This is a genomic window from Frankia sp. CcI156 (genome assembly GCF_001983015.1).
GTDB classification, from domain to species: domain Bacteria; phylum Actinomycetota; class Actinomycetes; order Frankiales; family Frankiaceae; genus Frankia; species Frankia casuarinae.
On sequence record NZ_MOMD01000016.1, the window covers coordinates 1 to 21,062 of the forward strand.

Genomic DNA, 21,062 nt, shown 5'->3' on the forward strand with positions numbered 1-21,062 from the left:
ACACCGCCCGTCAGCATTCCCCCACGCGACTTCCGACTACTTACATCGAATCGACGGTTTCGAATAGGTCGCCACTGCCGTCGCCGCGCAGCGGCATAGGCTTTCTACGTCACCACGTAGGACGCGTGAGCCATCACGCCCGGGCACTTACCAGACGTAGTTGATCGTAACCGACAGCTACCTCCGCGCAGCCCTGCGTCCGCACCAGAGACAGCCGACGTCGACCGGGCAACGCCCCACCATCATCCCAGACACAACCCCGAACGCGACAAACAGGCCACCGCAGCCCCACAGAATTCTCATCCGATCAGGTGGCGGCCACGCCGCCAGGAATGCTCAAAAAGACGCACCCTCTACGTGCTCAAAAAGACGCACCCTCTACGTGCTGCATATCCGGCGGAGTCTCCGGCTGCCGTCGGTCCAGGATTCTCGCGAGGTTCTCGTCACCCGGAACCATGCATACCAGATCGTGGCGGACGGATACGACTTCGACCGGTGCCGATTCGATGATCTATATCGGGCCGGGCGGACTGCCGCGGCTCGGCGCGATGCCGAGGCGGCGAGCCGGCTGTTGGGCCAGGCGCTGCGCGAGTGGCGCGGCCCTGCCCTCGCGGATGTCAAACGTGGCAGCCTCAGCGCACCGCACGTCATGGCGCTGGAGGAGGCCAGGCTGCACGCGACCGAGCTCAGGATCGAGGCCGACCTGGCGCTCGGGCGGCACCACGAGCTCGTGCCCGAACTGGAAGACCTGATCAGCCTGCATCCGATGCACGAACCTGCACGCCCAGCTCATGGTGGCCCACTCCCGGTCCGGCCATCCGAAGCGAGCCGCCTCGGTCTTCCGTCGCCTCCGCTCCACGCTCATCGACACGATGGGCATCGAGCCGACGTTCCGGACGTCCAACCTCATGCGTGCCATCCTCGCCGGCAGCGACCTGCTGCTGGGCGACCGGTGGGAGTCGTCGCCGCAGGCGTTTCGGCAGGGAACGGGCCGCCAGCTGACCCGCGCCCGCTGATCCTGGGCGCTCCGTCGCGGCCTGCGGCCTGGGCCGTCGAGTGCCAGGCCTGTCCTCCACGGGCAGGCCGGCACCCGGCGGCCGCAGCGACTCCCGCCGGACCGAACCCCGTCACGCCTGGTGGGTCATGCCGGTCGGGTGCGGCGCGCTGCTACCCGGGCGCGGTGTTTGCTACCAGGCTACGATGCCGTTCTGGTCGAAGAATGTGCCCGAGGGGGCGTCGTCGGGCAGGGTCGCGGCCCGGACGACGACCTGCGCGGCTTGGTCGGCGGTGAGTTGAGCCTGCTCTCTGTTGATCGGGGTCAGGTCGGTCTGCACGAAGCCCGGGCAGACTGAGCTGATCTTGATGGGGGTGTCGGCGAGCTTCTTGGCGAGCGAGATCGTGATGCTGTTCAGCGCCGCCTTCGAGCTCTGGTACGCCGGCACGATCAGGCCGTAGTAGGGCGATGCGGGGTTCGCCTGGTCGCTGAGCGAGCCCATCGTGGTGGAGACGTTGACGATGCGGCCGGCCGGGCTCCTGCGCAGCAGCGGAAGGAGCGCCTCGGTGACGGCAACCGGGCCGAAGACGTTGGTCGCGTACGTCTTCCCGAACAGATCGAGGGAGGCGAACTCGTGCTGCTCGCCGTCCGTGGCCTCGGGCAGGATCCCCGCGTTGTTGACCAGAATGTCCAGGCCGGCCGGCAGCTCCGCGACCCGCCTGGTGGCTGCCGCGATGCTGTCGGGGGAGGTGACGTCGAGCGCGATGGCGTCGGCGTCGAATCCCTGCGCCGTCAGATCGGCCGCGGCCTTGTCCGCCGCGGCCTGCTCCCGCGCGGTCACGAGGACCCGGTGCCCGAGCCGCGCCAACGCCTGCGCGGTTGCGAAGCCCAATCCACGGTTGCTCCCGGTGACAAGTGCTGCAGACATGCGTTGTCCCGTCCAGGGGTTCGGCCCGCCGCCGGGGCGGCGGCGAGAGCGTTGACGAGGCTCTCGGCAAGGAGACGCCCGGACAGGCCGGAACGTGAGGTKTCGATTGCGATCCGATGCCCTGTGACCTCTCCGCGCCGCGTCAGAGTGCCCCCTCGAGCCGCAGCAGGGATTGCTTGGCCTGCTCGCCGCCCAGGTAGCGGCCGATCCGGCCGTCGCTGTATATGACGCGATGACATGGAAGGATCACGGGCAGTGGATTCGTCGCGCAGGCCGTCCCCACTGCCCGGACCGCGCGAGGGCTGCCCGCCAGCGCGGCGACCGCCGCGTAGCTGGCCGTGCTGCCATAGGGGATGTCGCGCAGGTGCTCCAGCACCGAGAGCCGGAATCCCGTCGCGAGCCGCAGATCGAGGCTCAGTGTGAAGCGTGACCGGGCCCCGGCGAAGTACGCGTCGAGCTGAACGGCGACGGGATCGAGCCGCCCGTTCGCCCGCAGAACGCGGGGGCTGATCCGCTCGGACAGCGACGCGAGCACGGCGTCGTGGTCCTCCACCTCATAGGCGACCCGGACCAGCCCCTGCGGGGTCGCTGCGAGCAGGAGCCGCCCGACGGGCGAGTCCACGCTGCGGTAGGCCACGTCCAGCAGACCCTCCCGCTCGGCCTCGGCCGCGAGCCGTTGGCGCAGGCGACTGAGCCGGGCATCGAGGTCCGGCATGGCGGCGAACGGATCGGGCGCCCGAAGATCGTCGCTGGTCATCGCGACTCGTCCTCCTTCGCCAGTGCAAGCATGCTCCGCAGCGATGCGATGGCGTCAGCGCCCGCGCGCCGCGCGGCGGCGGGATTGCCACCGACGAGCCGGGCGACCTCGGCGTACGGGAGTCCGGCGAGATAGTGGAGCGCGACGGCCTCCCGTTGCCTGGGCGTGAGCCGTTTCAGCGCGTCCCACAGATCCAGCTGCGTGTCACGCTCCTCCCACCGGGCCGGCTCCGGGAGGCGCTCCGTCGGCGCGGGCCGCCGTGACTGGGCCCGCAGCTGGTCGATCGCCTTGTTGCGCGCGATCGTCACCAACCACGCCTCGACGTTGCTGCCCGCAGGCAGCTCCGGATACGCCCGCAGCGCCGCGAGAAACGTCTCCGACCAGGCATCCTCGGCCAGATCCGGCCCGGCGACCGCCCAGCAGACCCGCAGCACCATCGGCCCGCACCGCTGGACCACGGCGTCGAACGGTTCGCGCTCCATGCCAGAAGAACGATCCACACGGCCCAAGTGTGAGCCCGGGCTCGGGCCTGGTCGGATCCGGTCGGCGCAGCGGCCGGGGCCCGTCCCGGGCGGACGAGGACGCGAGGACCTGCCCGGGGCTCACAAACAGCCCGGCCCGGACGTCGTAGGGGTGAACGCACGAACCGTCGCATTCCGGAGGCCGGCGATCAGCGAGATGCCTGTGCACTGAGCCCCGCTTCACGCCGCCGTGACCTACCGCCACGTGGACACGGCTGTCGGCCGGCTCTTCCTCGTGCGGACCCAGCGGGGTGTGGTGCGCGTGGCCTTCCGCGACCAGGACGCCGACTTCGTGCTGGACAGCGTGACCAGGCAGGTCGGGCCGGCCGCCGAGGCCAGGTGCGGCCAGCTCGACGACGTGTACCGCCAGATCGTGGAGTACCTGGACGGCGACCGCCGGGAGTTCGCGGTGCCGCTGGACACGTCGCTGGTTGGCCCGGCCCAGCGGGAGGTCCTGCGTGCCCTGTGCGCCGTGCCCTTCGGCGCCGCGGTGACGGTCGGTGAGCTGGCTGTCGCRGCGGGTCGACCGGCGGAGGCGGCGGCGGTGGGGCTGGAGGTAGCGGCCAATCCACTGCCGATCCTCATCCCCTGCCACCGGGTGCTGCGCGTGGGGCCGGATGCCGCCGTCTATCCGGGTGGCTGCCATGTGCGCCATCAGCTGCGGGCCCTGGAGGCCCGAGGGTGAGCGCGGCCCGGGCCGGCTCTCGAGCGTCGCTGTAGCCGAGCCGCACAGTCTGGTCTGGCGCTACCGCTACCGCTACCGCTACCGCTACCGCTACCGCTACCGCTACCGCTACCGCTACCGCTACCGCTACCGCTACCGCTGCCACGGCAGGCGCCCGACCGGGCGGCGGAGGCGGCGAGTGCACATCGCCCGGACCGGTCCGCCCCGCACTCGGCCGTGACCGCGACCGGACCTCCGTCTGCGAGAGGAAGCGGCACGATGGACGACCTACGACACGGTGACGGGCGGGCGGCGTCCTGGGCCGGAACTCTCATCGATACGGCGACGAGCGGTGCGGCGTGGCTGCGGGCGATGCTGGACGTGGAGGCGGCCGTCGTGCGTGCGGAGGGCCGGCTGGGTCTGGTGCCTGCCGCCTGCGTCGCCGCGATCGACAAGGCCGTCGCGGAATGCTMCGCGGACGTCGAGCGGCTCGCCACCGGCGGGCAGTGGTCCGCGAGTCCGGTGGGTGGGCTGGTGGCGACCCTGACCGAGACCACGCGGCGCATCCACCCCGCCGCCGCCGAGCATGTGCACCGCCATCTCACCGATGCGGATGTCGTTGCAGCCGCGTCGCTGGTCGTAGCGACCCATGTCCTCGCCCTCGCCGACGCCGATCTGCAGCGGGTGGCCGCGGGACTCGCCGAACTGGTCGACCGACGGCGGCCGGGCGGGTCGGCCGTGGACGGGGCCGGTGCACCGGGCCGGGCGGCGCGCAGTCTTCCGACGGTCGCCGCCGGTTGGCTCAACGACGTCCTCGACGCCCGTGACCGCCTGGCCCGCCTCGTCGCCGACGGCCTGCCCGCCCCGTTCGAGGGGATCCTGACCCTCCAGGTACCGGCGCCGCTCGCGGCGGCGCGGGAAGAGGTACCGGGCCCGATCGACGGGGCCCTGGCCGCGGTGTTCGCTGCCGAAGCGGGCCTGTCCGAGCCGTCACTGCCATGGCGTGGGCCTCGTACCATTCTGCTCGATCTGATGGCTTTCGCCGTCTTCGTCACGTCCACGGCGGCCACGGTGTCCGCCGGGATGCGGCGCTGGGCTCCCGCACGCCCCGAACCGGCTGGCGTGAGGGACGCAGCCGCGGCACGCCACTCGGCTGCGGCGGTCGACGTCATGGTGATCTCCTCGGCCATCCGGACGCCCGTGCTGGTCGTCTCCCTCGTCCACGACCTGGCAGCCGAGCTGTGGAACGACAACGACCGGCACGTCGAGTGGGAGACGCTGCGCGGGGCACTGCGTGCCCTCGGCGGTTCCRCGCACGCTGTCGCGGAGCTGGTCGAGCATGAGGTGACGGACGGCCTGTTCGCCGACCCGGACCGGTACCGACGCGCGGCCGACGCCGAGACCGAGGTCGACGCCGACGCCGACCCCCAGGCAGAGGCCGGCGGCCCTGGTGTCGGCCGGATATTCGTCGATCGGGTACTCGAGCGCTATCTCTTCAGCGCGCGGTGAGCGCGATGCCCAGTCGTCCGAAACTTCAGCGCTGTCGCGGAGAATTGCAGGGTGACGAGCCACTCACGCCGAAGACCACGGGAGAGGTGGATGTATGTCCGTTGCGCTGTCGACCGGCAAGGCTCCAAGAGCCTGTTTTGGATCTTTTTGCATATGCGGAGCGTGACGGAAAGTTGGTGTGGATGTTGCTGGTGGGGTTTGGACGGGGGTGATGGCGGCAGGGGCTGGTCATGGTACGTACACACCGGTATCCATCGGATCTGACCGACGCCGAGTGGGCGCTTGTCGAAGCTGTGTTGCCGCCGGTATCGAAGGACGGCCGGCCCGAGGCGCRCTCTCGCCGGGACATCGTGGACGCCATCCTGTACGTGACACACAACGGGATCGTGTGGCGCGCGCTGCCGGCGGGYTTCCCGCCGTGGCAGACGGTCTACGGCTTCTTTGACCGGTGGAAGAAAAAAGGCGTGACCGCCGGGATCCATGACGCGCTGCGGGGCAGGGTCCGGCTCGCGCGGAGCCGACCGCGGGGGTGGTGGACTCCCAGTCGGTCAAGGGCGCCCAGACGGTCGGCGCCGACTCCGGCGGCTACGATGCCGGCAAGAAGGTCAACGGCCGCAAGCGGTTCGTGATCGTCGACACGCTGGGTCTCCTGCTGACCGTCCTCGTCGTCCCTGCCAACGTCCAGGACCGCGACGGCGGCCGGCGCCTCCTGATAGACCACTACTTCACCCATCATCGCTGCCGTCATCTGTTCGCCGACGGCGGTTTCGCTGGCCAGCTTGTTGCATGGGCGCGGACCATCATGAGGACCACCGTCGAGATCGTTCGGAAGAAACCCGGTCAGAAAACCTTCGAGGCCCTGCCGAAACGATGGGTGGTCGAACGTACCCTTGCCTGGCTCACCGCCCACCGGCGGCTTGCCCGCGACTACGAACGCCACCCCGCCACCTCCGCATCGTTCATCCACTGGGCGATGATCCGCACCATGGTCCGCCGTCTCGTTCGCGGGAATCCCGTCCCACGCTGGCAACCCCGCGATACTACAGAGCGTTAACATCACTCAAGATCCAGGACAGGCTCTCAGTAGCCATGGCCACGCCGTGGCGGGAGTCAGGTCCACCGGGTCGTGGAGGGCACGGCCGGTGGATCTGTGAACCACGAATACCCGGCGTCTGTCACCCGGTCGTGTTCTCGCTGCCTGCGGATGCCCGAATCGCGATCGTGATCTCGTTACCGGCCGCGGGGGCGACGGTGCAGTGCAGCCCGAGATCGGTGACACGGCCGTCGCGGGCGTTCCATTCGCGGGCGCCGTCGTCTTGGTGTGACCTGGCATTTTGTTGAACTTTTTTCTTGGTGCAAAATTCGCACAATCCGAACCGTCGCCTGATTCGCCCGGCGGGCGCTGTGGTCCAGAGCTCGTTTGCCGGTGTTGAGTTAACCCCTTAACCGCCTCGGGGTGCCGCTGGCCTCGGTCCGAGTCGCCGGGGCGGGCGTGATGCCAGTGAGTCGCGGTTTGCCCGTGCGGCTGGTCAACGGGCAGTCATGATCAGCGGCGATGCGCGTTGGAACGGTGCGCCCTGGACCTTGAGCTTCCTGCGGCTACCCTTGACCTGTGGGGTCCATCGCCGGAGTAGAGATCGACAGGGCACGCCTGGCCGCGATCTGCGCTCGTTACGGGATCGCGGAACTCCAGGTGTTCGGCTCGCAGGCGCGCGGCACCGCGACCGCTGACAGCGACATCGACATCCTGTACACCCTTGCGCCGGGCCGGCGTCTGGGCTGGGACATTGAGCAGCTCGCCGATGACCTCACCGGCCTGTTCGGACGGCCCGTCGATTTGGTCTCCGCCCGCGGGCTCCACCCGCTGCTCCGCTCGTCCGTCCTGGCTGAGGCACGGCCCGTCTATGCGGCGTGACGTCCTCCTTCTCAGCGAGATGATCGAAGCGGCCGACCAGGCACAGAAACTCACCGACGGAATCACCGTCAGCGCCCTGGAAGCGGACCGGCAGCGCCGCGACGCACTCCTGTGGAACTTCACCGTGCTCGGCGAAGCCGCCAGTTAGCTCTCCGAAGAGATCACCAAGAGCTATCCCGACATCGCCTGGAAGCAGCCCGTCCGGCTACGCAACCGGATCGTCCACGGCTACTGGTCCGTCGACCTCGAGATACTGCACACCGCGGCCAGAGAGCAACTACCCCAGTTCTCTGTCGACCTGCGTCGAGTCCTCGCAGCTGTACGCGAAGGCACCTGAACCCACCGAGGGCTGGAGCGTGAGTGGCCTGGTCGCCTGATGTCGGGCGCGGGCACAGGCAGTCGGTGAGGGCCACCGACGGGGTCAGCCGACCGGGGCGACCGACTCGATGTTGGCCACGGTGAAGTCCCGTTGTGCGTCCCGCAGGTGACACCACGCCTCGAGCCATCGGCCGTACAGCTGGTGCGGCTGGATCTCCCGGGCAGTCCGGTTTCCTGCCTTGTTCCGGTAGCTGATCAACACGTCGCGCTGGGCCTCGATCGCGTCGGCAAGCAGGATGATCTCGGTATCGGTCAGGCCAGGGTTCAGCTGCGCCAGCCGCGCGGACGTCTCCGAGATATCCGACCCGCCGCTGTCCGTGCCATCCGGGTCCGCGAGCAGCCGTGCGGCCAGCTTCTCCGCGTCCATCCGGGGCCGGACCCGGGACGCGGCCCGCGTCGGCGACCGGGGCGCAGCCGCGCGGTGCTCCTGCTGCTTCTCGACGATCACTGTGCCCGTCGCGTCCTCGGCGACCGGGGACAGCCCGGCCGCACGCAGCCGTGCCAGCACCTCGTGCGGCTCGTGCGAGCTGGACAGCACCGTCGGCGCCACCCGCGCCAAGGACAGCTTCGCCAATGACCGGGTATGCAGAATCTCGCTGATCAAGGCCTCTTCGGCCACGACGCACGAGCGCATTCCCCGCACCCGGATCTTCCCGYGGAGGCGAGCCACATCCTTGACCAGATATTCCAACTCCCGTATCGCGGCGGCCGCCTTGTCCCGCAGCTCGCCTGGCCCGTATAGATGCAGCGGGAAGAACCAGTCGACGTGCTCGCCGGCCACCCGCAACGACAGCCCACCGCGCGCCGCGCACAGCATGGCGCGTCGTAGCCCACCGGCGGCCGAGGCCAGGGGCAGCGGCGGGGCCAGTTCCTTGTCTCCGCGGATCTCCCGGCTGGTCGGAGCATGTTCCAACATCAACCATGCGGTCACCAGCGCGGACCACTGATGKGCCGGCGGAACTATGACCATCTCACCCGTGACGAGGTCGACTGCGATTTCCCCGGCGGCGGGCCGGCCCGCTTCTGGCTGTGGGTCTTCCTCGGTGAGGACTCGGTGTGCTTCGTGATGGACGCGACCCGTTCGAGTGCGGTCCTCGCCGACCATGTCGGCCTCGACCCGGACACCGGCCAGCTCAGCGACACCCCCGGGCGGCGCGCCGCGCCGGCTCGTGCTGTCGTCGGACTTCTACACCGTGTACGCCTCCGCCGGCCGGCGGGCTGACGGCCTGGTCAACCTGTACTGCTGGGCGCACGCCCGGCGRCACTTCGTACGAGCCGGGGACGCGAACCCCRCCCAGCTCGGGATCTGGGCCCGCCAGCGGGTCGACCGGATCCGCGATCTCTACACCGCGCACGACGCGCTCGCCGCGGCCTGGCACACCGCCGCCACGGCCCCGTCCCCGCGCGCCGAGCGCGCCCTGGCCGCCGCCTACGCCGGCTGGGACACCGCGATCGGCATGATCGACACCGTCCGACAGGAACAGATGACCTCCCCGGGCCTGCAGGAACCCGCGAAGAAGGCCCTGGCCACGATGGACCGGGAATGGGACGGCYTGACCGCCCACCGCGGCTATCCCATGATCGGTCTGGACAACAACCCGGCCGAGAGAGCGATCAGGGGGCCAGTCGTGACCCGGCGCAACGCCGGCGGCTCCCGCACCGAGGACGCCGCCCGCGACGCCGCCACGATCTTCACGGTCACCGCGACCACGACGCTGCACGGACTGAACCTGCTGACCTACCTGGAAAGCTACCTCGACGCCTGCGGCCAGACCGACGACACAGCGCTCACCGGCACCGACCTCGAACGGTTCCTGCCCTGGGCCGCCAGCCCCGACGACCTTGAGGCGTGGAAACAGCCACCCAGCTGACCAGCGAACTCCTCGCAACACCCAGCGGCGTGACCGACCGTCACGCCGCCCGCGACCATGCACCCACGGGAATTCCGACTACGTACGTCTGAATCGACGGAGGTCGAACGTGACAACGGGTTTCACGGCTTCTAGATCGTAAGGGTTGGGTGAGACTTCCGCGCCCAGCTCGCGCAGGCATCCGATCGGATCGGTGACTCGGTCGAGTTCAAGGCTCGCCTCGAACAGGGAWCGTTCGGGTTCGAGACTTACCAGATGGTAGAGAGTGTCTTTGCCGGTCGTGGGTGCTACATCGATGACGGTTCCGTTGAAGACAACAACATCGATGAGGTCAAGCGTCTTCGTGGCCTCGAAGACTTCGTGCACTATCCGCAACGTCATCCAGGCAACGAGCTGCGCATATAGCTTCTTGGCTTCAGGCTCTTTCCACTTTACCGGCCTGACCTCGGGTGCGGTCTTGAATAGCTTGTATTCCCTGATTTCGGGGATCACGGATCGTTGTGGGAATTCGATCTCGATGACGATGTCGTGTTCCTGGGGCCGGTAGGCGATTTTGCGTGCTACGGGRAAGCCGTCGGGATAGGACGTGGCCGCGAGCGCTTGGCCGACGAACCACTCGACCGCTTCCGGGTCACCGTCCAGACACGCCGCCCACTGTGYCGCGATGCGGGCGTTGTGCGCCGCGGCACGGTCGAGGGCCGCAGCCACCTGCTGGTCGTGTCTGGTTCGAGCCGCAGTGAGTTGTCGTAGCCGGTCGGTCTCGACCCGCTGGAACTCGGCCGTGTCGGCTTCCCACGTGCTTCGGGCCGCGTCGAACTCCCGCTGGTATCGACCCGACCCGCCCACCAGCCGGCTGGCCCGACCAGGAGCCGGGGGCTTGTATTGCTCCCAATCCGGCGCCCTACCAGCGATCGCCAGCGATCCCGGCTGAAAGATCGACTGCTTCGGTACTACCTCCAGCGCGGCCACGGTGAAGGCAGGGAGGCCCAAGACGTTGAGTAGCAGGTTCCTGCCCAGCTCTGCGATGTGAGCGGCTGCGGCAGCGGGGCTGGTCGTGCCAGCGGCCCGCCCGGCGGGCGGTTGAACGCGACGACGGTGCGGTGGGGGTGTGGCGGCGGGAGACGTGGCCGCGGGAGACGTGGCCGCGGGCAAAAAAATCGTTGCGGCCACAGGGTCCTGGATCGTCTTCGAGGACGAGGCCGGGGCTTTCGGACGGGCCGTAGAAGCAGTCGGCGATCACCGCGCGGAACGGGATCCCGGCTGTGCGGGCGTCGGTGACCAGGCCGGCGGCGATCTGCCCCTTGGTCTGGAACGACGGGTCGTTGCGCCCCTCGGGTAGGCAGGGGGCCGGCAGGTAGAGCCGGGTGTGCAGCGGGTGGTAGGCCCGCTCGTCGGCCCATGCCGTGGTCACCGCGACGACGCCACGCTCGATGGCCCCGCGGGAACCGAGGTACTGGCGGGAGACTCCCGCGGTGGCGTGCCCGCTCTTGCGGTCCCCGGAGTCGTCGATGACCAGGGCCCCGCCCGGCTGCGGGGCTGTGCCTGGCGCTCTGGCGAGCAGCTCAACCCGCCTACTGTTGATCTTCTGGTGGTCCCAGGAGGACTCCGAGACGAACCACTGCAGCCGCTGGGCCTGCCGGYGCTGGGCGCCGACCACCGGCTCCGCCCCGGCCAGGCAGGTCAGTGTCTTGTTCCGGTCCCGCGGCGCCAGCCAGACCAACCAGACAGTCCCGGAACCCCTGCCGCTGCGCCCGCGACGCGAACAGGTCATCGAACCGGGACGCGTACGCCTCCACGGCGCCGGTGCCGGCGGGCACGRCAGCCGCGCTGTCATCACTGCTCACCCCCATGACCGCAGGCGATCACTTCTCCTTATTCCCTGTTCCCGCTCCCATTACCGATCACAACAAACCACCGCCAGTTACTTTCGCTCCCGGCGCAGGCCTGCCGGTGACCGGATTCGGAACCCCCGCCCGGGCGCTCTGTGCACCTCCTGTCGCCGCGACGGCTTGTCAAGAACCTCACGTAGCAGCTTGGTGGGCTGCTACGGTGTGGGCGTGGCGGCGTCAGGCGCCGACGTGGATGTGGGACGCCCACTGTGACGGGGATCGCGGCGCGTAGTTGCGCTGGGCACGGGTGGCGTTGTGAACGGCCGCGGCCACGTCGCTACCGTCGGCTAGGAACCTGTAGATATTTTCCGCGAGGTCGACGGCGATCTRGTCGTTGATGGGCCACAGCGTGGCGATGACATGCCGATAGCCGGCGAGCTGGAAGGCGGAGGCGAGGTGCATCGCCTCGTCGGAAAGCTCGCCGCCCGGGCGGGCGGTTTCGCACGCGGACAGGTATGCAAGTTCGGCGTCGGTGAGCCTGAGGCGGTTGACGTCCAGAACGGTGAGGGGCTGGTCGTGTAGTAGCAGACGGCTGGTCGATGGGGCGGAGATGGCTGCCTCGCCATGGCAGGCGAAGTGCACCCAGCGTGCCTGCGGCAGGGCGGCCAGCACCGCAGCGCGGGTCGCTTTGTCCTGGACCAGCGTGCTCACCCGTTCGTGCAGAATCCRCGTGAGGATGGCGGCTTCGAGGTGTGCGCCGGGCAGGTCGCCGGCGTCGGGGGTGTGGGGCATCACCACGACCAGCGCRCGCCTGCCCTCGTCGTTCGCTGACGGAAGGCCGACAAGCGTCGCCGCGTCGGGCGCGGTGCGCCGAGCATGGCCCAAGGCGCGGATCGTTGGAGTGTACGAACAGATCACTCTATCGATCAGCGTGTCCGGCGCCGGATCGAATCGAGCCTGGTGATGGCCTGCCGCGTGCACGGGAAGGAACGACAACAGCCCCGACAGGCACCACCACATCCGCGGCCACGAGGTGCCCGTTGCCGGTGGTCCGTGGATGTCCAGGCGTTCCAACACCGGTCCGGCGAGGACGTCCCACAGCCAGCCGAAGACGTTCGAGAGCCCCTTCTCGTCGCCGCGTTCGACAGCCGTCAGGAAAGCGAGGACCTGGTCACCAACGGCTTCTTCAGTGAGGTCCGGCAGGGGTAGGAGCTGCACGCCGGCCGTGGTCAGGATCAGGGCATCGCAACGGATCTCGCTGACGTTGACGGCCACGATCGGCCCCTGGCTCGCGGCGTGCCGAAGATCGTCGATGGTTGGTGGCAGAAGAAAACGCTCGAAGTCCGGCAGGCTGCGGATCTCGGAGACGAGGCTTGCGAACCGCGCCGCGCGGGCATGCCGCCGGTCGGCACCGCGTCGTGCCGTGCCCGTCGCGTCGTTTCCGACGAATGGCGGGGATGCCTGCTCCGCCAGCGGTATGTCGGATCCGTCGAAGGCGGGAGGAGCGTCGAACTCATCCTGAAGCCGCCTGAACAGCGCGGCCTTCTCCGGGTCTCTTGCGGCAAGGAGGGCGAGGTCCGTACGGGCGTCGAGAATCTGGCCGAGGATGACTCCGCGTCCTTGCTCCCAGAGTTCCAGGGCGCGTTCGACCTTGCCGACCTGTAAACACGCTGCGGCGGCCTGCGATCCCAGCCGGGACAGGGTGACGAGACGATACTCCTGGTCTTCGCGGTCAAGGCTGCGCGGCGCGACCTGTCCCAGCAGGTCCACAGCGGTGCTGTAGCCGGCGACAGCCTGCTGCCAGTCGCCCGCGGTGGCCGCCAGGCTCGCCCATGCTCCCGCCGCCTTCGCTCGGATGCTGGGTGCTGCCGTTGCCAGCGCGGCGGCACGTCGAAACACGGCGATACTGACATCCCGATCCGCCGGCCTCCCAGTGTGTTCGAAACGGTTCCACAAACTAAGACCGAGGCCGGACAGGGAAGTGGCAGCATCCGGGTCATCGCCGCGAGCATCGACCGCCATCCGGTACGCCGCCACGGAACCGTCCAGGTCGGGCATGTCTTCTGTCCGGTCAAAGCGGAGATGGAGGGTCTCGCCGAGATTCGACGCCGCGGCCGCGACAAAGGCTCTGTTCTCTTTGGCCTCGGCGGCGGCGAGCGCCGCGCGGGCAGTTTCCACCGCCTCGTCCAGATCTGCGGAGGTACCAGCCAGCCGGGCGCGTCGTGACAGCGCCCTGCAGAGGTTCACCATGACGGGGACCCAAGCCGTGTGCTCCGTCGAGGTGGCAGCCGCCGCMTGCCGGCCGACGGTGACTGCCTCGTCCAGGTCGGCCGCGCGCCCGATTCGATCCGCGCGCAGACCCACCACGGCCCCAAGATTGGTCAGTATCACGGCCCGTTCCGCGTGGCTGGCCGGCGTCGCCACTACCGCCTGCCGGCAGACCTCCACAGCCTCATCCAGGTCAACCAGCAGCCCGACCCGATCAAAACGTGCCCGGAGAATGTTGCCCAGATTGGAGAGACGCCGGGYACGGTCCGGGCTGCCGGGAGGAGTCACAGCCACTGCCCGCCGGGCCGTCTCCACCGCCGTGGTGAGGTCGGAGTCCGTCCCGGTGTGCAGCGCCCGGACCAGCAGCGCAGCACTCAAGTTTCCCAAGACGACCGGAAAGTGCGGATGGCTGGGAGGCGTTACTGTGGCCGCGCGGCCAAAGATATCGATGGCGGCCGTTAGATCMGTCGAGACCCCGGCCTGCACGAAACGCGTCTGCAGCGCGACGGCCAGATTGGTGAGCATCGTCGCGTACTGAGGATGGTGGGCCGGCGTCACATCGACGGCGCGTCGACCCTGTTCCACTGCCTCGTCGAGATCGGCTCGCGCGCCCGTCCACTCGAACCGGGAACGCAGAATGTTACTTAGGTTTGACAGATAACGGCCGCTATTAGGATCTTGTGGCGGGATGACCGCGACCGCCTGCCGGATTGCCTGCAGGGATTCCTCCAGGTCCGCCGGCGACTTCCGGTGCACACATCGCGCCCATAGCGAACCACTGAGACCCGACAGCACCAGGAAGCGGGAAGGGTGGTTCTCCGGTGCCCGGGTGGCGGCCAGCCGGCCGAGGTCGACCGCCTCGTCGATGTCGGAGTCCGAACCCGTCCAGGCGAACCGCGTCTGTAACGCCGTCGCGAGATTGGAAAGGAGCCCGACGTGAAGCGGATGACTCACGGGCGTAACAGCAGACGCGCGTCGGAACAGGGCGATCGCCTCGCTGAGACCGTCGACGTCACCGGTTTTCGTCGACTGGCCGTACAGGTGTTCGGCGCGAAGTGCCAACCTTTCCCGGCTGCTCGGGTTCATGTCAGCCTCGTCAAGGGCGTCACGGATCTCGCTGGGTAGAAGGGTCGGATTCGACCGGTGGACCGATGCCAGCAGTTCCCGTGCCCGCGCCAGGTCCGGCCGGCCATCGTCACCTCCCAGCACAAGATAACGACACCAGTACAGAAGACCGGCCGCGAGCAGAACATCCGTGTCGATGGACGGATCCGGGACGGCGTTCAAGAGACCCATCACCTCCAACACCGCATCGTTGGCCAACACGATCTCGGGGGAGCTTTCGGCGGCGAACAGCTCCAGTCGCTCCTGGACCCTGGCAAGAAGATCGTCCCGCATCGACTCGTTCCCCTCTCCTCTGTGACGAGGCTTCCTCAACGTCCGGCCTTCCGGGCCGGACCCATACCTGCCGAATTTGCTGGTTTCGAATGTGGCAGAGTCTCCCCTTTGTCCGCAGTGTCTGTCCAGAACCTCGACGTTTGAGAACCTCGACGTTTGAGGAAAAGGACGCGTGACGGTGTTGGCAATGTTGTTGTAGCGAGATCAGAGGGAGATCACGGGGTGGGCTGTGTGAAGTTAGGGGTGTTGTTGTYGGAACCGCGCCARAGGTAGGCGGTGAGGGCTTGCCCCGCGGGTTTTTCTTCTGCGGGGGTGTGGGGGAGCGGCCAACGAAGGTGGGTGTAGAGCTGGGTGCGGTGAGTGTCGAAGGCGACTTCGATCAGTTCGCCGAACGCCTGCGCACGGGCGGGGATGACGACGGTGACGGTGATGGTGGCGACGGCGAGACCCGCAGGGATGGCAAGCAGGGTGTAGAGGCCACCGGTGGCGGCGAAGAGCAGCGCCCACAGGGTAATGGTGGCGGCAGTGTCGAGGGCGGTGCGGGCGGCGGCGAGGTCGGTCCGGTGGGTGTCAGGGAGCAGAGGCCAGAGACGGGGCCAGCAGATGATGGTGTCCAAGCCGTATTTGTCAGTGGGGCGTCGTTCGGCGGCGCGCAGGATGTTGCCCGTGCGGGTGGCTAGGAAGAAGCCGGGGGCGCCTGGGGATGGATGCTGTCGGCGACGCCGTTCGAGGCGGGTGTAGACGACGAGCTGCCGGTTTGTGGGGGTGTTCGGGGGTTGCACGGCAGTGTGTGCTGTCTGCCAGGCGAGGTCGTCTGCGGCGGCGCGTGCCGCAGCGCGGGCGGCGAGGCGGTGGCGGAGGGGGTCGGCGATGGCCGGCCAGTAGCCCTCAAGCAGTCGGAGCAGCGGAGTGGCAGCGCTGCTGACCAGGACCGCGGTGGCTGCGATGCCGAGTAGGGCGGTGAGGATGGCGAGGGTTTGGATTGCGGGGGTCTGCCGGTCGAGCCAGCTGGTGTGGTTGCTGAGGGTGTGAAGGCCGCCGTGGTGGTAGGTCCAAACGGCGAGGAGGGCGAGCCAGTACACCAGGGCGGGGGCGGCGATCGATGCCCATCGGTCGGCGACTTTCTCGCCGACTGTTTTCCAGAACTCCTCGAGCATGCCTGTCAGCCTCGTACGAGGGTGACCTGGTGGGTGGGGMAGGTGGGGATGGCGCTGCCTAGGTCGGGCCGGTACCAGGTGTAGTCGCCGCGCGGGCAGTTGTACCGGTCGGCGGCGACTGGACCTGGGTCGCCGAGGGGGCTGGGGCGGGGGGTGCGCTGGTAGCGGGGCTGCTGGTCGGGCGGCCTGTAGTGCGGGGCGTCGGCGAGAACATCGCGCAGGAACCGGCCGGTGTGAGGGTGGCCTTCGAGGAGGGCGCGCAGCTGACCAGCCTGGGTTCCTGCGTCGGCCGGGTTGGCAGTGGTGAGCAGGGCGGCGATCCCTTGGTCGAAGGCTGCGGCGTCCTGGGGGGCGAACCAGTCGGCGAGGTAGGGGCGGATGGCACGGCCGGCTTCGATGATGCCGTGGTTGTCGCTGGTCAAGGCGGAGACYCCCTGCAGAAGGGGGTGGGTCGGTCCTGGGGCAGGAGCCGGCGGCGGGTGGGATCAAGCGCCGGCGTGCAGGTGGGATGCCCACACCGACCCGGACCTGTGCCGCTGGCCGGTAGCCCGGCTGCGACGTCGGCGAGGTGGGCGGGCAAGTCGCCGAGCTCGACATGAGGTCGCACCCGGCCAGTAGGCGGAGGTGAACTCCGCCTACTGGCGGACGTCGAGAACATACGCGCCGCCGACCTGGTCTGGCCGAACCGTCAGGTCGATAGGCGGTCGAGGAGGCCGAACCGCTGGGCGAACGCGGATATCTCGTCGCGCTGCTGAACTGGATCGATGGCCGTGGCGCCCACGACGATGCGGGTCACACCCTGCGCGGCGAACGCCTCCACCCGTTCCGGTGTCATGTCGATCGACCCCCATCGCGTGTACTCCAGAGCATCCGGATTACGGCCAGCCTCGAAGGCGGTCGACCGGGCGAGGTCTAGTTGGAGGCTACGCTCATCAGGACCGAGCGCACCGCCGGGAAAGTAGCCGTCGCCTCGCAGCCCGGCCCGGCGTGCAGCCGCCCGACTTGATCCACCAACGTGGATGGGCAGCTGGGTAACGCCGTAGGGCTTCGGGAAGCTGCACAGGTTGTCGAAGTCGAAGAACTCCCCGCGGAAGCTGACCCCGTCCTCGCCCCCGGCCCAGAGCAGTCGCATCACGTCGATCGCCTCGTCGGCGCGGCGACCACGGGTGCTGAAATCCACCCCCACCGCCTGGGCCTCGCCCGGCAAGGTTCCCAGCCCCACGGTCAATAGCCGCATCCGCCCCTTGGACAGCACATCAATGGTGGCCAGTCGCTTGGCGAGGACCACTGGATGGTGGTAGGGAAGCAGCAGCACGCCCGTGCCGAGCAGCATCCGGTTCGTGGCCGCGGCGACGAGGCTCAGGCAATCGAGGGGATCGGCGTAGGGCAGCGACGGCGGGATCTCGATGGACCCGACCATCGCCCCGGGGTACAGCACGATGTGCTCCGRCAGATACAGTGCCTCGAAGCCGCATTCCTCCGCATGCTGGGCGTAGGCAGTGATCCGGTCCGGGTCGACACCGTAGTAGGGCGTGCTGTAGCCGATTGCGAACTTCATCTCATTCTTCCGATCTGCTGATACCCCATTGCTCCCCGCCCGCCGTTGGCCGGGCGGACAGGGACGTTGAGCTCGATGACTGTTCGTCGGTCAGCGACGGCTACTACGGCCGCATCGCGATCGTTTGAGCGAGCTGGCTCTGCAACTGCTGCCGTACCGCGTCGAGCCGCTTGATACAGACATCGACTTCGGCGAGTTTGCGTCGCAGCACCAGCACAGAGTCCGGGCAAACGTGTCCCGACGTGTTGCCGGCCCGCAAACAGGCGACGAACGGGCGGATGTCGTTGAGGTCGAAGCCCACAGCGAGCAGGGCCCGAATTTCGTGGACGACTCGCAGCTCTGTCTCGTCGTAGACGCGGTAGCCGTTGGCGGAGCGCCGTGGCCGTACCAACCCGTGTGACTCGTAGTAGCGCAGCGTGCGGGTGCTCGTGCCGGCCCGTTCCGCCAGTTCGCCGATCAGCATCCGACCTCCTTCACCCGCCCGGGGCAAGACGCTAAACCTTGTCGCCGGCGTCAAGGCAACGTGYCGCCGGTAAGAAAGTTGCCGGAGGAGGTCACCCCGGCCACCGCAGCACGGTGGCCGGGGTGACGAAGAAGACGTCCCAGCGGGCCCGGGGTAACAGCCGGGACAGCGCCGCGAGGATCACCCGATCTACCTATCCCAGCCCCGCCCAAGCCAGCCCAGATGGAACGTACTGCCTGTCTCGTCTCATCTTGGCAGGTAGGGGGGCTCCGGTTTTCCCCCGGAGGTGATCGTGCTGGCGGTGCGCCGGTGGACAGCCGGTGGACAGCCGGTGGACAGCCGATGGACAGGAGTATCGAACACGCGAGGGCTTATCGCATGATTCCGGTGTGGCCGAGGGAGTAGCGCCCGGGCTGCGGCCAGACAGCGAGCCCGTGCGGCTCGTGGCCCACCKGGATCTCGGTCAACAGCCGGCCGGTCGTCGGGTCCGACCCGCCGTTCCCGCCGGTATCGAACACGTACACGACGTTGCTGCGCCGGCCGGACRGCCACAGCCGGGTCCCGTCGGCGTTGACGTTGCCCATATCGGGGGTCCCGCCGCTGGGGATGGCCCAGTTTGCGACGATCTTCCTGGTGGTGAAGGAGATGACCGACACGGAGCCCCGATCACCGGTATGCGGGAACGGGACCATGTCGGAGGTCATCATGCCGCCCCGGTTGACGACGTAGAGATAGCGGCCGTCGCGGCTGGGGTACAGGCCGTGGGCCTCCGGGCCGGTCTGGACAAAGCCGGTTTTGGTGRGGGTGTCCCCGTCGATGAGGTGGACGCCGCCGGCGTTCATGTCGGCGACGTACCAGACCCGGCCCGCAGGATCGATCTTGATGTCCTGGGGGGCCGCGGTGCGTCCGAGATCGAGGTAGCCGAGGACCCGCTCGTGCGCCAGGTCGATCTTGACCAGTTGGCCGGCGAACTCGCAGGTGGCGATCGCATAGGTGCCGTCCGGGGAGAAGTCGACGTGGTTGACGCCCGCGCACCGGCTGCCCACGTCGAGGCTGTGGCGCAGGGCGAAGGTGTGCGGGTCGCGGAAGTCGACGCTGTGGTTCGCCTCGGCGATGACCATCGCGCTCTTTCCGTCGAGGGTGAAGTACAGGTTGTAAGGGTCGGTGACCGGTATGGCCCGGCCGGCGAGGCGCCCGGTCCGCGGGTCGATCGGTGACAGACTGTTCCCGACGTTGTTGTTGACCCACAGTGTCCGCAGGTCCCAGGACGGGACCACATGCTGCGGGCCGCGCCCCGTGGGGTAGGTGGCCACTACCCGCAGCGTGTGCTGGTCGATGACGCTGACCGTGCCGTCGGACAGGTTCGGGACATAGACGAGCTGCGGATCGTCGCGCACGACCGGGCTCAGCATCCCGGCATGGGCGTGGGCGTACACATCCACAGCAGTGGTGGTAGCACCAGCAACGGTGGTACCACCAGCAACGGCGGCGGTGGGGCTTGCTCCCGCCCTGGCCGGGGACGCGGCCGGGGACGCGCCCGGGGACGCGCCCGGGGACGCAGGCGGTTGCGGGAGGGCTCCAGCGTTCGMAGCCTGGTTGCCCGGGTCACGGAGGGCCCAGCCCGCCAGCAGGGYGACGACAAGGACCACCAGGCCGGCCAGCAGGATCGGGCCGTACGGCCGGGGCCGCTTCCCGGGCCGGGGTTGATGCGATTTCGCCCTGGTTGGCATGCCGACACGCTAGTACCGTCTTTTCACGCGGGGCCCTTCGACCCCGTCGGACGGTCGCATAATCGAATATGGTAGAAAGGCGTTTTACTGATCGCTTGCCTGGTTTTACTGATCGCTTGCCTGGTTGTGATCTATCGTCGACAAGAAGGCTCGTGTCGGGGTCTGGCCGCCCGTGGCCTCACGGTACCCGGCTGGTGATCCTGGGTGCCCATCGGGCGCCTCCAGTGGCCGGGATATCCCCGTAGCCGAGATACCCTCAGCGTCATGTCTCAGCCGGCCGGTCGTGGTACCTCTCGTCGTCAGTTCCTGGCTGTGGCCGGTACGGCGGCGGCTACGGGGCTGGCGGGCTGCGGTACCGGTGGCTCGACCCCCTCGGCGCCACCAGCGTCCTCAGGAGCAACGCCGTCACCCTTCGCCCCTGCCCTTGGCGGCACATCGGGTGAGACCGCGGCGGCCTCTTCCGCTGCCGGCGCGGCCGGCGGCCCGGAGCTGGTGCCGGGAGGCGCGGCGGCGGCGGTCACCCACGGACCGCGTGACCGGTCCCGGGTCGCGCTCACCTTCCATCTCGGCCCGCACGAGGCGGGTCAGGATCTGTCCCTGGCCCATCAGCTCCTCACCGACGCCGCCAGGCTCTCGGCACCGATCACCGTGTTTGCGGTCGGGCAATGGCTCGACCGGCACCGCGACCTCGTCCCCGTCATCCTCGCGGCCGGCAACGAACTGGCGAACCACACCTACACCCACCCGGCGCTGACGACGCTTCCAGCCGATCGGGTGACCGCGGAGATCACCGRCTGCCGGGACGTCCTGGCCCGACTGGCCCCGACRCAGGGCCGCTACTTCCRGCCCTCCGGCACGAGCACCGCCACCCCGCTGATCCTCACCGAGGCCGGCGCCGCCGGGTACCGCACGGTTGTGGACTTCGACGTCGACCCGCTCGACTACACCTCCCCCGGAGCCGACACCGTCGTCGCGCGGGTGCGGGCCGGCACCCGGCCAGGCTCCATCGTGAGCATGCATTTCGGCTACCCGGGCACCGTCAGCGCGTTCCCCCGGATCGTCGCGAACCTGCGCACGGCCGGCCTCACCCCGGTACCGGTCCACGACCTGCTCACCTGACCT

21 protein-coding genes and 3 pseudogenes are annotated in these 21,062 nt (G+C 68.7%); 12 read left to right on the top strand and 12 right to left on the bottom strand.

What is annotated here, in order from left to right; translation table 11 throughout:
- Positions 1 to 469: 469 nt before the first annotated feature.
- A pseudogene (locus CcI156_RS27640) lies at positions 470 to 863 on the top strand (AfsR/SARP family transcriptional regulator); the annotation flags it as partial.
- A 324-nt stretch (positions 864 to 1,187) separates the two neighbouring features.
- Here CcI156_RS27640 and CcI156_RS07865 read toward each other — a convergent pair.
- The 3 genes from CcI156_RS07865 to CcI156_RS07875 all read right to left on the bottom strand — a co-directional run bounded on the left by CcI156_RS07865 (position 1,188) and on the right by CcI156_RS07875 (position 3,161).
- On the bottom strand, positions 1,188 to 1,922 hold the full coding sequence (locus CcI156_RS07865; protein ID WP_011434621.1) for an SDR family oxidoreductase: 735 nt from the start codon (positions 1,920 to 1,922) through the stop codon (positions 1,188 to 1,190).
- A gap of 142 nt (positions 1,923 to 2,064) precedes the next feature.
- On the bottom strand, positions 2,065 to 2,637 hold the full coding sequence (locus CcI156_RS07870) for a methylated-DNA--[protein]-cysteine S-methyltransferase (RefSeq protein WP_347272520.1): 573 nt from the start codon (positions 2,635 to 2,637) through the stop codon (positions 2,065 to 2,067).
- Between the two features lie 38 nt (positions 2,638 to 2,675).
- Complete coding sequence (locus CcI156_RS07875; RefSeq protein ID WP_023840196.1) at positions 2,676 to 3,161, bottom strand: RNA polymerase sigma factor; 486 nt, start codon at positions 3,159 to 3,161, stop codon at positions 2,676 to 2,678.
- Positions 3,162 to 3,405: 244 nt separating this feature from the next.
- On the opposite strand from CcI156_RS07875, the gene CcI156_RS07880 reads away from it, so the two are divergent.
- The 7 genes and pseudogenes from CcI156_RS07880 (at position 3,406) to CcI156_RS26700 (ending at position 7,625) form a co-directional block, all read left to right on the top strand.
- Positions 3,406 to 3,885: a methylated-DNA--[protein]-cysteine S-methyltransferase gene (locus tag CcI156_RS07880; RefSeq protein ID WP_157858538.1), complete on the top strand. Its 480-nt coding sequence runs from the start codon at positions 3,406 to 3,408 to the stop codon at positions 3,883 to 3,885.
- Positions 3,845 to 4,105 (top strand): hypothetical protein, encoded by a 261-nt coding sequence (locus CcI156_RS25525; protein WP_070982158.1) that lies wholly within the window; start codon positions 3,845 to 3,847, stop codon positions 4,103 to 4,105. The genes CcI156_RS07880 and CcI156_RS25525 overlap by 41 nt, the downstream gene beginning before the upstream one ends.
- A gap of 38 nt (positions 4,106 to 4,143) precedes the next feature.
- A complete protein-coding gene (locus CcI156_RS07890; protein WP_076805087.1) occupies positions 4,144 to 5,373 on the top strand; it encodes a hypothetical protein in 1,230 nt (409 codons plus the stop codon).
- 230 nt (positions 5,374 to 5,603) lie between these two features.
- Positions 5,604 to 6,427: pseudogene (locus CcI156_RS07895) on the top strand (IS5 family transposase).
- A 558-nt stretch (positions 6,428 to 6,985) separates the two neighbouring features.
- A complete protein-coding gene (locus tag CcI156_RS07905; RefSeq protein ID WP_011434627.1) occupies positions 6,986 to 7,288 on the top strand; it encodes a nucleotidyltransferase family protein in 303 nt (100 codons plus the stop codon).
- Positions 7,278 to 7,436: a hypothetical protein gene (locus CcI156_RS26695; RefSeq protein ID WP_023840192.1), complete on the top strand. Its 159-nt coding sequence runs from the start codon at positions 7,278 to 7,280 to the stop codon at positions 7,434 to 7,436. Before CcI156_RS07905 ends, CcI156_RS26695 begins: the two co-directional genes overlap by 11 nt.
- A 12-nt stretch (positions 7,437 to 7,448) precedes the next feature.
- Positions 7,449 to 7,625, top strand: coding sequence for a DUF86 domain-containing protein (locus tag CcI156_RS26700; protein WP_255361196.1), 177 nt, complete (start codon positions 7,449 to 7,451; stop codon positions 7,623 to 7,625).
- An 84-nt stretch (positions 7,626 to 7,709) separates the two neighbouring features.
- Here the strand turns inward: CcI156_RS26700 and CcI156_RS07915 are convergent, their stop codons facing one another.
- Positions 7,710 to 8,597, bottom strand: coding sequence for a WYL domain-containing protein (locus tag CcI156_RS07915; RefSeq protein ID WP_175637553.1), 888 nt, complete (start codon positions 8,595 to 8,597; stop codon positions 7,710 to 7,712).
- Positions 8,598 to 8,612: 15 nt separating this feature from the next.
- On the opposite strand from CcI156_RS07915, the gene CcI156_RS26705 reads away from it, so the two are divergent.
- Positions 8,613 to 8,888, top strand: a complete 276-nt coding sequence (locus CcI156_RS26705) for a hypothetical protein (RefSeq protein ID WP_254847316.1) — start codon at positions 8,613 to 8,615, stop codon at positions 8,886 to 8,888.
- Positions 8,836 to 9,537 (top strand): IS66 family transposase, encoded by a 702-nt coding sequence (locus tag CcI156_RS07920; protein WP_254847317.1) that lies wholly within the window; start codon positions 8,836 to 8,838, stop codon positions 9,535 to 9,537. Before CcI156_RS26705 ends, CcI156_RS07920 begins: the two co-directional genes overlap by 53 nt.
- Before the next feature lie 78 nt (positions 9,538 to 9,615).
- Here CcI156_RS07920 and CcI156_RS07925 read toward each other — a convergent pair whose 3' ends face one another.
- On the bottom strand, positions 9,616 to 10,506 hold the full coding sequence (locus CcI156_RS07925; protein WP_139341447.1) for a hypothetical protein: 891 nt from the start codon (positions 10,504 to 10,506) through the stop codon (positions 9,616 to 9,618).
- A gap of 65 nt (positions 10,507 to 10,571) precedes the next feature.
- On the opposite strand from CcI156_RS07925, the gene CcI156_RS26710 reads away from it, so the two are divergent.
- Positions 10,572 to 10,760 carry a winged helix-turn-helix domain-containing protein gene (locus CcI156_RS26710; RefSeq protein ID WP_370468712.1) on the top strand — a complete coding sequence of 63 codons (189 nt, stop codon included), beginning with the start codon at positions 10,572 to 10,574 and terminating at the stop codon, positions 10,758 to 10,760.
- A gap of 23 nt (positions 10,761 to 10,783) precedes the next feature.
- Here the strand turns inward: CcI156_RS26710 and CcI156_RS26715 are convergent.
- The 7 genes and pseudogenes from CcI156_RS26715 to CcI156_RS07965 form a co-directional block, all read right to left on the bottom strand.
- Positions 10,784 to 11,371 (bottom strand): annotated as a pseudogene (locus tag CcI156_RS26715) (transposase); the annotation flags it as partial.
- Between the two features lie 232 nt (positions 11,372 to 11,603).
- A complete protein-coding gene (locus tag CcI156_RS07935; protein WP_254847318.1) occupies positions 11,604 to 15,032 on the bottom strand; it encodes a CHAT domain-containing protein in 3,429 nt (1,142 codons plus the stop codon).
- A 215-nt stretch (positions 15,033 to 15,247) separates the two neighbouring features.
- Positions 15,248 to 16,189, bottom strand: a complete 942-nt coding sequence (locus CcI156_RS07940; protein ID WP_076805095.1) for a hypothetical protein — start codon at positions 16,187 to 16,189, stop codon at positions 15,248 to 15,250.
- Between the two features lie 5 nt (positions 16,190 to 16,194).
- Complete coding sequence (locus CcI156_RS07945; RefSeq protein WP_076805097.1) at positions 16,195 to 16,611, bottom strand: hypothetical protein; 417 nt, start codon at positions 16,609 to 16,611, stop codon at positions 16,195 to 16,197.
- A gap of 266 nt (positions 16,612 to 16,877) precedes the next feature.
- Positions 16,878 to 17,747 (bottom strand): TIGR03619 family F420-dependent LLM class oxidoreductase, encoded by an 870-nt coding sequence (locus tag CcI156_RS07950; protein ID WP_076805099.1) that lies wholly within the window; start codon positions 17,745 to 17,747, stop codon positions 16,878 to 16,880.
- 103 nt (positions 17,748 to 17,850) lie between these two features.
- Positions 17,851 to 18,210 carry a MerR family transcriptional regulator gene (locus CcI156_RS07955; RefSeq protein WP_011434634.1) on the bottom strand — a complete coding sequence of 120 codons (360 nt, stop codon included), beginning with the start codon at positions 18,208 to 18,210 and terminating at the stop codon, positions 17,851 to 17,853.
- 371 nt (positions 18,211 to 18,581) lie between these two features.
- On the bottom strand, positions 18,582 to 19,940 hold the full coding sequence (locus CcI156_RS07965) for a YncE family protein (RefSeq protein ID WP_076805101.1): 1,359 nt from the start codon (positions 19,938 to 19,940) through the stop codon (positions 18,582 to 18,584).
- Between the two features lie 492 nt (positions 19,941 to 20,432).
- Between CcI156_RS07965 and CcI156_RS07970 the strand changes: the two genes are divergently transcribed.
- Positions 20,433 to 21,059, top strand: a complete 627-nt coding sequence (locus tag CcI156_RS07970) for a polysaccharide deacetylase family protein (protein WP_254847320.1) — start codon at positions 20,433 to 20,435, stop codon at positions 21,057 to 21,059.
- Positions 21,060 to 21,062: the final 3 nt, after the last annotated feature.